Annotated in this window: 10 protein-coding genes; 1 reads left to right on the forward strand and 9 read right to left on the reverse strand. The window is 73.0% G+C overall.

Annotation, left to right across the window (positions count from 1 at the left end; genetic code table 11):
• Positions 1 to 282 precede the first annotated feature (282 nt).
• The 3 genes from AC51EU_RS22610 to AC51EU_RS22620 form a co-directional block, all read right to left on the reverse strand.
• The gene (locus AC51EU_RS22610; RefSeq protein ID WP_496268864.1) at positions 283 to 549 is read right to left on the reverse strand and encodes a DUF8847 domain-containing protein; all 267 of its coding nucleotides are present in this window, start codon (positions 547 to 549) and stop codon (positions 283 to 285) included.
• Positions 550 to 593: 44 nt separating this feature from the next.
• Positions 594 to 1,322, reverse strand: coding sequence for a TetR/AcrR family transcriptional regulator (locus tag AC51EU_RS22615; RefSeq protein WP_496268865.1), 729 nt, complete (start codon positions 1,320 to 1,322; stop codon positions 594 to 596).
• Between the two features lie 63 nt (positions 1,323 to 1,385).
• On the reverse strand, positions 1,386 to 2,333 hold the full coding sequence (locus tag AC51EU_RS22620) for an AurF N-oxygenase family protein (protein ID WP_496268866.1): 948 nt from the start codon (positions 2,331 to 2,333) through the stop codon (positions 1,386 to 1,388).
• A gap of 161 nt (positions 2,334 to 2,494) precedes the next feature.
• Here AC51EU_RS22620 and AC51EU_RS22625 point away from each other — a divergent pair, with 161 nt between their 5' ends.
• Positions 2,495 to 3,622 (forward strand): ferritin-like domain-containing protein, encoded by a 1,128-nt coding sequence (locus tag AC51EU_RS22625; protein ID WP_496268867.1) that lies wholly within the window; start codon positions 2,495 to 2,497, stop codon positions 3,620 to 3,622.
• Positions 3,623 to 3,729: 107 nt separating this feature from the next.
• Here AC51EU_RS22625 and AC51EU_RS22630 read toward each other — a convergent pair whose 3' ends face one another.
• The 6 genes from AC51EU_RS22630 to AC51EU_RS22655 form a co-directional block, all read right to left on the reverse strand.
• Positions 3,730 to 4,185: a hypothetical protein gene (locus AC51EU_RS22630; protein ID WP_496268868.1), complete on the reverse strand. Its 456-nt coding sequence runs from the start codon at positions 4,183 to 4,185 to the stop codon at positions 3,730 to 3,732.
• Positions 4,186 to 4,577: 392 nt separating this feature from the next.
• Entirely contained in the window at positions 4,578 to 5,051 is a 474-nt protein-coding gene (locus AC51EU_RS22635) for a VOC family protein (RefSeq protein ID WP_496268869.1), read from the reverse strand.
• Between the two features lie 81 nt (positions 5,052 to 5,132).
• Entirely contained in the window at positions 5,133 to 6,002 is an 870-nt protein-coding gene (locus AC51EU_RS22640; protein ID WP_496268870.1) for an ABC transporter ATP-binding protein, read from the reverse strand.
• 71 nt (positions 6,003 to 6,073) lie between these two features.
• A complete protein-coding gene (locus AC51EU_RS22645) occupies positions 6,074 to 6,571 on the reverse strand; it encodes an HD domain-containing protein (protein ID WP_496268871.1) in 498 nt (165 codons plus the stop codon).
• 219 nt (positions 6,572 to 6,790) lie between these two features.
• A complete protein-coding gene (locus AC51EU_RS22650; protein WP_496268872.1) occupies positions 6,791 to 8,293 on the reverse strand; it encodes a penicillin-binding transpeptidase domain-containing protein in 1,503 nt (500 codons plus the stop codon).
• Positions 8,290 to 9,419, reverse strand: a 1,130-nt coding sequence (locus tag AC51EU_RS22655; protein WP_496268873.1) for an FtsW/RodA/SpoVE family cell cycle protein, incomplete at its 5' end; no start/stop codon positions are given. The genes AC51EU_RS22655 and AC51EU_RS22650, both read right to left, overlap by 4 nt.

A 9,419-nucleotide genomic window follows, 5' to 3' on the forward strand; every position in this document is an offset into this window, starting at 1 on the left:
GCCGGGACGGGTGGGGTCCGAGTGGGGTGCGCCAGGACGCATCGGGCTGCTCCTTCGGTCGACGACGCAACGGAGGGGGGAACGCGCGGGCCGAGCGGGCGGAGCCGCCCCTCGGGAGGGGCGGGCCGGAAGGACGGGGCGGCTCCTGGGCAGGCAGCCAACAGGACTAGACCACTACTGTCAATGGTTCGGACCAAGCCGGGGGAGAGGGGACGGGAGCGCCGTACGGTGACCGAGTGGCGGCACGGACGGAGGAGATGACGGGCACTCAGTGCGGACGCCTCAGCCGCCCTTCCTCCAGAACCGGGGGAACGGGAAGCGCGGACCGCCGCCCTCCGGGTCGTACCGGTACACCCACCCGCGCGGCAGCCCCAGGCGCCCGGCCGGGCCCGGGGCCAGCCGGTACACATGCACCGTCGGCGGCCGCCCGTCGTCGTGCGGCACCGGGACCTCGTAGCGCTTCGGGGGCCGGCCGGTCGCACCGACCAGGACCGGCAGGGTCCGCCCGTCCAGCGGGCCGCCGATGAAGGGCGTGTTCTCGCTTCGCACGCCCTCAGTGTCACACCGGGGGACGGCCGCGCGGCCCCCGCCCCTCAGCGCTCGCCCAGCACCGGCAGCACCCTCCGCACCAGGTCGTCCACCGGCCCGCCCGGCGTCTCCAGGGACAACGTCGTACGGACCGCCCGCGCGGTCTGCGGATCGCGGGCCGCGGTCGCGGTGAGCAGCGCGATGAAGTGGTCGACCAGCCAGTCGCGCAGCTCGTCGCGGGGCGGCTGCCCGCCCTCGTCCAGCCGGATGAGCGACGCGGCCTCGACGGCGGTGATCCACGTGCGGACCGCCATCCGCAGCCGTACGCCCGGCTCCGGTTCGCCGAGATGGCGCAGGATCTGCTCGGCGGCGGCACGCCGCACCTCGTCCACGATCGCGGACGTACGGGACGTCTCCACCACGCTGCCGCCCCGCAGCAGCGCGCCGAACCCGGCGGCGTGCTCGTCGACGAAGGACAGATAGCGGTCGAGGGCCCGGGACAGACGGGAGGTGAGCGGGCCGGACTCCGGCTCCGTGAAGCAGCTTTCGAGGACGTCGGCGGCGCTGCGGAGAGCGGCCTCGTACAACTGCTGCTTGCCTCCGGGGAAGTAGCGGTAGACCAGCGGACGGGAGACCTCGGCGGCGGCCGCGACATCGTCCAGCGACACGTCCTCGGGGGCCCGGCGCGAGAAGAGGTCCAGCGCCGCCGCGAGGAGCTGGCTGCGGCGCTGCTCGACGCTGAGTCTGCGGTAGGCGGGTTTGGGGACTGCCGGGGCGGGGCCGCTGCCGTTCATGAACAGCAGCGTAACCGGCCCCGGTTCGACACCGTACAGGCGTGACGCGGGGGCGCCGCGGCGTCAGGCGAGCAACCCGGAGCTGCGCCACAGCCGGCGGCCCACCCCGCGCAGGACGCCGATGTCGTCGAGGAAGTCGGTCAGCCGGCGCGCGCCCGACCGCATCACCTCGCGGCGGTGGCCGCTCGCCCGGACCTGGGCGACCGCCTCGCGCTTGTCCAGCCCGACGTTGCGGTAGACCTCGGGGTTGATGAACGCGATGGAGAACACCCGCGCCGCCTCGCCGCAGCTGACGCGCGTCAACTCGCGCTCCCAGCGCGGGGCGGTGACCATCTGGCGGCGCAGCTCCTCCCGCGCGTAGCGGACGTGCCGGGCCTCCTCGACGACATGGATGCGGGTCACCCCGCGGACGAGGGTCTGGATCCGGTCGTCCGGGAAGGTCAGCCGCTGCATCCAGTCCAGGATCTCCTCGCCGAGCAGGGTGCAGGCGAACGAACCGGGGGTGGTGGAGATCGTCTTGAGGACGCGGGCGAGGTTGTGGTTGAGGCGCGAGACCGGGTACGCGGGCGCGCCGGTCTTCTGGACCAGACGGGCGAACATCATGGAGTGCCGGCACTCGTCGGCGATCTCGGTGAGCGCGTAGCGGACGTGGGCGCTGGTCAGGGACTTGTCGTAGATGTGCCGCACGAGGAGCTGCATCAGGATGATCTCGAACCAGACGCCGAGGGAGGCGAGCGAGGCGGCCTCGTGCCGGGCGAGATCGAGCCGCTGCTCCTCGGACATCCGCTTCCACAGCGGGGTGTCGTAGAGGGATACCAGCTCCGGCGGCCAGAACCACTTGCCGTCCTCCGGCGGCGCGTCCCAGTCGAGTTCGGTGTCCGGGTCGAAGGAGTGCCTGGCGGAGGCGTCGAGCAGCCGCTCGGCCACCTGCTCCCGGTCCTTGAGCAGCCCGAGGGCGTCCCGCAGGACGTCGGTGTCCGGCAAGGAGGGCGCGGTCGTCGCGGGGGTCATGGCTGGGGCACCTCGCTCGTGAGTTACCGTCGGTATCGCCTTATGAGACTACCTGTCAGCAAGGGCGTCAATCCCCTGCGCACAGTTCTTGACCCGCCGGTAAGAGGCGTGTGAGCCTGCCGAGGAGGCCGCATCGTCGTGTGGCCCCCGAGGAGGCGACCGTGTCGACCCGCGAGCTGTACGTACAGGACCCCGGCGGACCCGTATGGCAGGTGCCCGCCACCGGCGAGGCCCGCTTCACCTGGGACTACGACGAAGGCCGCGCCCGCCTGCTCGCCCTCTACCAAAAGGGCAAGGACAAGCAGTGGGACGCCACCACCCGCATCGACTGGGACCTGCCCGTCGACCCCAAGAACCCCCTCGGCACCCCCGACGAGGCCATGGCCGTGTACGGCACCCGCCACTGGGACCGCATGACCGCGAAGGACCGCGGTGATCTGCGGCAGCACTTCGCCTCCTGGCAGTTCAGCCAGTTCCTCCACGGCGAGCAGGGCGCCATGGTGTGCGCCGCCCGCATCGTGGAAGCCGTCCCCGACCTCGACGCGAAGTTCTACTCCGCCACCCAGACCATGGACGAGGCCCGGCACGCCGAGATCTACGGCCGCTTCCTCCGCGACAAGATCGGCATGCTGTACCCGATCAACGACAACCTCCGGGCCCTGCTCTCCGACACCCTCACCGACTCCCGCTGGGACATGCCCTACCTCGGCATGCAGGTCCTCATCGAGGGCCTCGCCCTGGCCGCGTTCGGCATGATCCGCGACACCACCACCCAGCCGCTGCCGAAGCAGATCCTCGCCTACGTCATGCAGGACGAGGCCCGCCACGTCGCCTTCGGCCGCCTGGCCCTGCGCGACTACTACCGCGGCCTCACCCGGGCCGAACTGCGCGAACGCGAGGAATTCGTCATCGAGGGCTGCTACCTGATGCGCGACCGCCTGCGCGGCACCGAGGTACTGGAGAACTTCGGCATCCCCAAGGCCGAGGCCGCCGGCATCACCGAGAACTCCCCCTACACGCAGATGTTCCGCAAGGCCCTCTTCAGCCGCATCGTCCCCTGCGTCAAGGACATCGGCCTGTGGGGCGAACCCCTCCAACGCGCCTACGCCGACATGGGCGTCTTCGAACTCGGCGACGCCAACCTCGACCTCCTCATGACCCAGGACGAGGAAATCGCCGAACGCCTGGACGCGGAGCGCTTCGCGGCGGAGGAGAAGGCCCGGGGCGAGGAGGTGGCGCAGACGATCGGCCGGGGGGAGGAATCCTCTTCCGGGGAGGCGCACACCTGATGAATGACGCTTCCGCAGCGTCGGCACGGTGACGCCGGGCCCCGCGGCCACCCCCTCTCCCGGTCAGTCTCCCCGCGCGAAGGGCCGCACGGTTTCCCGGAAGGTACTCACCGGGACTCCGGAGCAGGGTCCGGATTGTCCAGGACCACGCCCCAGGCGTCGTCGTCCCCGATGCGGACGGTGAGCTCCTGGGTGCGGCGTGACGTGGCGAAGTGGAGCACCACGTCCTGGCGCACGGAACCCTCGTCGAGAAAGTCCGCCGTCACCTCACCCCGGGCGTCCTTGGCGTACGCCCTGACCCAGGCGCGCGCCACGGAGTCACCGCCCCTCTCCGTGTCCAGGGTGGCCAACCCGTCGGCGTCCTTGTCGGCGAGGCGCCAGACGATCCGCTGCACCGTTTCGAGGCTGCCGGTGGAAGGGGAGCCGGTGACGCGCAGGGGCCGGTGGCTGGTGTATCTGGCCTGGTAGTCCAGGGGCTCGTCGCCCTCGCATGCCGCGAGCGCGCTGCCGACGACCAGGGCGAGGGCAGCGGCCAGGGCGGGCCGGCGCGGATTCCGGATCATCGTCAGCTCCTCGGCTTGGGGCGCTGGATGACCATGCGCATGGTGGGGCGCGACCCCCATCGGTCACGATATCAATGCCGTGCGGCGGAAATCGGCGCGCCGCAATGAGGCATTCGGCCTCGGGTCCGGTCATCTGGGAAAACGTCGAGAATGAGGACGCCGGTGAATGTGGCGAGAGGGAAGAAGTGGGCGAAGGGGAGATCGCCGAACTTTTTGTCCGACTCGCCCGAGGTGAAATCGAAGGTCTGCGCAGGCTCAACTGGCACTCGTGACGGGCGGGTGCGTAAGTGTGCGCGGCCTTTCGTGAGTGACTGGCCCTCACAATGCCTCCGGCGCCATACGGATGTTTGCCCGCGATGGCCGAGAAGGACCGTACCTGCCCCGCCAGCCCCTCACCCCCCGTCCGCCGCCGCGTTCAACGCCGCGATGTCGATTTTGCGCATGCCCAGGAGGGCCTGGGTGGCGCGTTGGGCGCGGCGTTCGTCGGGGCCGGTCAGGAGGGTGCGGAGGGCGGTGGGGACGATTTGCCAGCAGAGGCCGTAGCGGTCCTTGAGCCAGCCGCAGCGGCCCTGTTCGCCGCCCTCGGAGAGGCGGTCCCAGTAGTGGTCGATCTCGGCCTGGTCGGCGCAGGGGACGAGGAGGGAGATCGCCTCGTCGAAGGTGAACTGGGGTCCGCCGTTGAGCGCGGTGTACTCCTGGCCGTCGAGGACGAAGTCGACGGTCAGGACGGTGCCGGCCGGGCGTGGGGCGCCCTCGCTGTAGTACGTGATCCTCTTGACGGCGGAGTTCGGGAAGACGGACACATAGAATTCCGCGGCCTCCCGGGCCTGGGTGTCGAACCAGAGATGGGGGGTGATCGTGGGCATGGCTGCCTCCAGGCGTCGTCGGATGCCGCTGCCGCTCCCTGTACCGACGCCCGCGCCGGCCGAAACGCGGCATCCGGGCGGTCACCTGGCAGGCGCAAGCGGCTCCTCACCCGTCCGGGCCTGCCCGCCCGTCCGGCGCCCCGACCGGGCCGTCCAGCGTCCCTCGTGCCGGGACACCTCGATCGGGCGGCCGAAGCACTCCGTCATCCGCGCGCCGGTCAGGACGTCGGCGACCGGGCCGAGGGCCTGGACGCGGCCGTCCCGCAGCAGCAGTGCGTGGCCGATGGCCGGGGACAGTTCCTCCAGGTGGTGGGTGACGGTGACCGTCGCCAACTCCGGGCGTCCGAGGGCGAGGTGGTGCAGCGCGTCGATCAGGTCCTCGCGGGAGGGCAGGTCGAGGGCGTTGAACGGTTCGTCGAGCAGCAGCAGGGACGGGTCGGCCATCAGGGCGCGGGCGATCAGGACGCGGGCCCGCTGTCCGCCCGAGCACACGCCGTACGGGCGGTCCGCGAGTTCGGCGCAGCCGAGTTCGGCGAGCAGGGTGTGGGCGCGGGCCCGGGTCGCGGCGTCGTACGCGCGCCACAGCGGCTGCACGGTCCCGGTGGCGCCGGTCAGGACGACCGTGTGGGCCGTCGCGTCCTGCGGCACCGTCTGGGCGCCGGAGACCAGGCCGATCACGGCGCGCAGTTCGCGGACGTCCACCGAGCCGAGGCGGTGGCCGAGCACCTCGACGGTGCCGGTGGTGGGGAACATCAGCGCCCCGACCAGGCGCAGCACCGTGGTCTTGCCCGCGCCGTTGGCGCCGAGCAGGGCCCAGTGCTCGCCGGAGCGTACGGTCCAGTCGATGCCGTCGAGGATGACCTGGCCGGTGGTGTACCGGCGGACGCCGACGCCGTCCAGCGCGGCGATCACCCGGTCCGTTCGCGGTTCCGTGGGCTGCGGAAGAGGCATACGGCGGAGGGTAGCCGCGCCCGGCGCCGTCGCGGAGCGGCGTCCGGGGAGTGGACGCGGGGACGCCGCGCTCAGGGGGTGAGGCCCAGCAGCTCCCGCATCCGCGCGTACTTCGCGGTCAGCCGTTCGCGGGTCGCCCCGTCCAGGAGGGACAGCCGGGCCGGGTCGGAGTTGTCCGCCAGATCGGACTCCTTGACCAGCAGCGCGCCCGGTACGGCGAGGACGCGGGCGGTGTACGACTCCACCGGCTCGTCCTCGTGGCGGGTGAGCGCCAGGATCATCGCCTTCGTCGCCGGGGTGAGCGCCGCCTCGTCCAGCTCGCCGGGGGAGAGCACGCCGTCCTCGACCGCGTCGTGCAGCCAGGCCGCGGCGATCTGCTCCGTACTGCCGCCGCGTTCCCGGACCCCGGCGGCCACGGCGGCGAGATGGCGGACGTAGGGGCGCCCGGCCTTGTCGGTGCGCCCGGCGTGCGCCCGCCGGGCCAGCGCCTCCACCTCGGGGAGGGAGAGGAGGACGGAGGGGGTGACGGAGGCTTCTGCGGTGCCCGATGCGCGGGTGGTGTCGGCCATCGGGCCATTGTGGCGGGCGGGGGAAGGGGTGAGAAGAGGGCCCTGGGGCACTGCGGGGGTGCCCGGGGGAGGGGCATCGGGAGATGCGGGGGCGCGTGGTTCCGGTGGGGGCGGAGGGGCATGCCGGTGCAGGTGAGCCGGTGGTTGCGGTGGGCGCGGTTCCGGCAGAGCCGCACCCCCCCGTACGTGACGACGCCCCGCCCCCGTACGAAACCCCTCTCACCGCGGCCACCCCACCCCACCACCCCGCTCCCGCCGCTCCCTCTCCTCCCGGAGGGCCGCCGTCATCACCGCGCGGGCGACGGGCGCCGCGTTGCCGCCGCCGCTGATCTCCGCCCGGTCGGCGGCCGCGTCCTCGACGACCACCGCCACCGCGACCGCGGGGCGGCCCGCGCCCTGGGACCGGGCCCAGGAGATGAACCAGGCGTACGGTGTCCCCTCGTTGTCCACCCCGTGCTGCGCGGTCCCGGTCTTGCCGCCGACGGTGGCGCCCGGCAGGGCCGCCTGCCGGCCGCTGCCGTGCTCGACGACGTCGGTCATCAGGTCCTGGAGCTGCCGCGCGGTGGCGGCGGAGACCACCCGCCGCGGGGGCCGGCGCGGCGGCACGGCGACGAGGCCGCCCCCGGCGTCGGTCTCCTCGTCGACGAGGTACGGCGGCATCAGCTCCCCGCCGTTGGCGACCGTGGCCGCCACCATCGCCATCTGGAGCGGGGTCGCCGCCGTGTCGTACTGGCCGATGGCGGAGAGCGCGACCTGCGAGGGGTCCATCCGTGTGTCGATACGGCTCGGCGCCACCGGGGACGGGAGGCGCTGGTCCCGGTCGTTGAAGCCGAACGCCCGGGCCGTCCGCACCAGCGCGCCCGCGCCGATCCGGTTGCCCAGCCGGGCGAAGACGGTGTTGCAGGACACCCGGAACGCGTCCCGCAGGCTGGCGTCCTCGCAGTCGTCCGTCGCGTTGCCCAGCAGTGTCGCGGTGCCGGGCAGGCGGTACGGGTCGGGGGAGTTGGTGGGGTCGTCGACATGGGTGACCGCGCCGCTCTCCAGCGCGGCCGCCGCGGTGACGACCTTGAAGACCGAGCCGGGCGGATAGGTCTTCAAGGTCGCCCGGTTGAGCAGCGGACGCTCGTCGTCGCCGGTCAGCCGCTGCCAGGCGGCGGCCACCGAGCGGCCGTTGCCGGACAGTTCGCCCGGGTCGTACGAGGGGGTGCTGGCCAGGGCGAGGACGCGGCCGGTGCCCGGTTCGATCGCGGCCACCGCCCCCTTCCGCCGCCCCAGCCCGCCGAACGCGGCGCGCTGCACCACCGCGTCGATGGTGGTGGCGACATCGCCGACGTGTCTGCGGGACCGGGTGATCCTGTCCCACCAGGGGAAGGCGGTGAGCCGCGGGTCGGAGCCGGAGAGGACGCTGTCCTCGGCGCGTTCCAGCAGGGAGGTCCCGTACGCCTGGGAGGAGTAGCCGGTGACCGGGGCGTAGAGGGGGCCGTCGGTGTAGGTCCGCTCGTACCGCAGCCGGCCACCGCTGTCGCGCGAGCCGGTGACGGGGCGGCCGCCGACGAGCAGGGCGCCGCGCGGCTGCGCGTAACGGGACATCTCGGTACGGCGGTTGCCGGGGTGGTGCCCGTAGGCGTCCGCCTGGAGGACCTGCACCCGCGCCGCGTTGGCCAGCAGGGCGAGGAGCAGCAGCAGGCCGACGGCGGCGAGGTGACGGGTGTGGCGGATCACGGGCGGCGTCCGGCGGGGGAGTCCACGGCCTCCGGCGTTCGCGCGCGGTCGCTGAGGCGGACGAGCAGCGCCACCACCAGCCAGTTGGTGACGACCGCCGAGCCGCCCTGCGCGAGGAACGGCAGCGCCATCCCGGTCAGCGGGACCAGTCCGCTCACCCCGCCCGCGACGAGGAAGACCTGAAGGGCCTGGAGGGTGGCGAGACCGACGGCGAGCAGTGTGCCGAAGGGGTCGCGCAGCCCGGCGGCGGCGTGGTAGCCGCGGGCGACGAGCACGGCGTAGAGGAGCAGCAGCGCCGTCAGGCCGGCCAGGCCCAACTCCTCGCCGACCGTCGCCAGGACGAAGTCGGACTTCATCGCGAAGCCGATGAGCACCGAGTCGCCCCGGCCGAGCCCGGTGCCCGTCAGCCCTCCGGCGGCGAACGCGAACAGCGACTGGGCGAGCTGTCCCGGCGCGGGCCCGGCGAAGGGGTGCAGCCAGTCCTCGACCCGCCCGTGGACATGGGGCTCCAGCGTCCCCAGCGCCGCCGCGCCCAGGCACGCGAGCAGCAGGCCGATCGCCGTCCAGCCGGTGCGGCCGGTCGCCACGTACAGCATCGCGACGAAGAGGACGAAGAAGAGGAGCGCGGCGCCCAGATCGCGTTCCAGGACCAGGACGACGACGCACAGCAGCCAGACCGCGACGACCGGGCCGAGCAGCCGGCCGGAGGGGAACCGCAGCCGCCACACCCTGCGCCCGGTGCGGGCCAGCGCCTCGCGGTTGGCGGCGAGGGAGGCCGCGAGGAAGACGGTGACCAGCACCTTCCCGAATTCGCCCGGTTGGAGGGAGAGCGGTCCGATCCGTAGCCAGATGCGGGCGCCGTTGACGGCGGGGAGGACGACCGGCGCGGTCATCAGCGCCAGGGCCACGGCCGCGCTGAGGTAGGCGTAGCGGCGCAGCACCCGGTGGTCGCGCAGTCCCGCGACGACCACGGTGAACAGGGCGAGCCCGGCGGCCGACCAGACCAGCTGCGTCGGCGCGGCGTGGTCCTGCGGGGTCTGGAGGTCGAGCCGGTGGACGATCACCAGGCCGAGGCCGTTGAGGAGGACGGCGACGGGCAGCAGCAGCGGGTCGGCGCAGGGGGCGC

Source organism: Candidatus Streptomyces philanthi (assembly GCF_059553635.1).

Bases quoted from the DNA above. Each gene is read 5' to 3' on its own strand.
- AC51EU_RS22645 (WP_496268871.1), bottom strand. From the start codon at position 6,571: ATGGCCGACACCACCCGCGCATCGGGCACCGCAGAAGCCTCCGTCACC.
- AC51EU_RS22615 (WP_496268865.1), bottom strand. From the start codon at position 1,322: ATGAACGGCAGCGGCCCCGCCCCGGCAGTCCCCAAACCCGCCTACCGC.
- AC51EU_RS22630 (WP_496268868.1), bottom strand. From the start codon at position 4,185: ATGATCCGGAATCCGCGCCGGCCCGCCCTGGCCGCTGCCCTCGCCCTG.
- AC51EU_RS22620 (WP_496268866.1), bottom strand. From the start codon at position 2,333: ATGACCCCCGCGACGACCGCGCCCTCCTTGCCGGACACCGACGTCCTG.
- AC51EU_RS22635 (WP_496268869.1), bottom strand. From the start codon at position 5,051: ATGCCCACGATCACCCCCCATCTCTGGTTCGACACCCAGGCCCGGGAG.
- AC51EU_RS22640 (WP_496268870.1), bottom strand. From the start codon at position 6,002: ATGCCTCTTCCGCAGCCCACGGAACCGCGAACGGACCGGGTGATCGCC.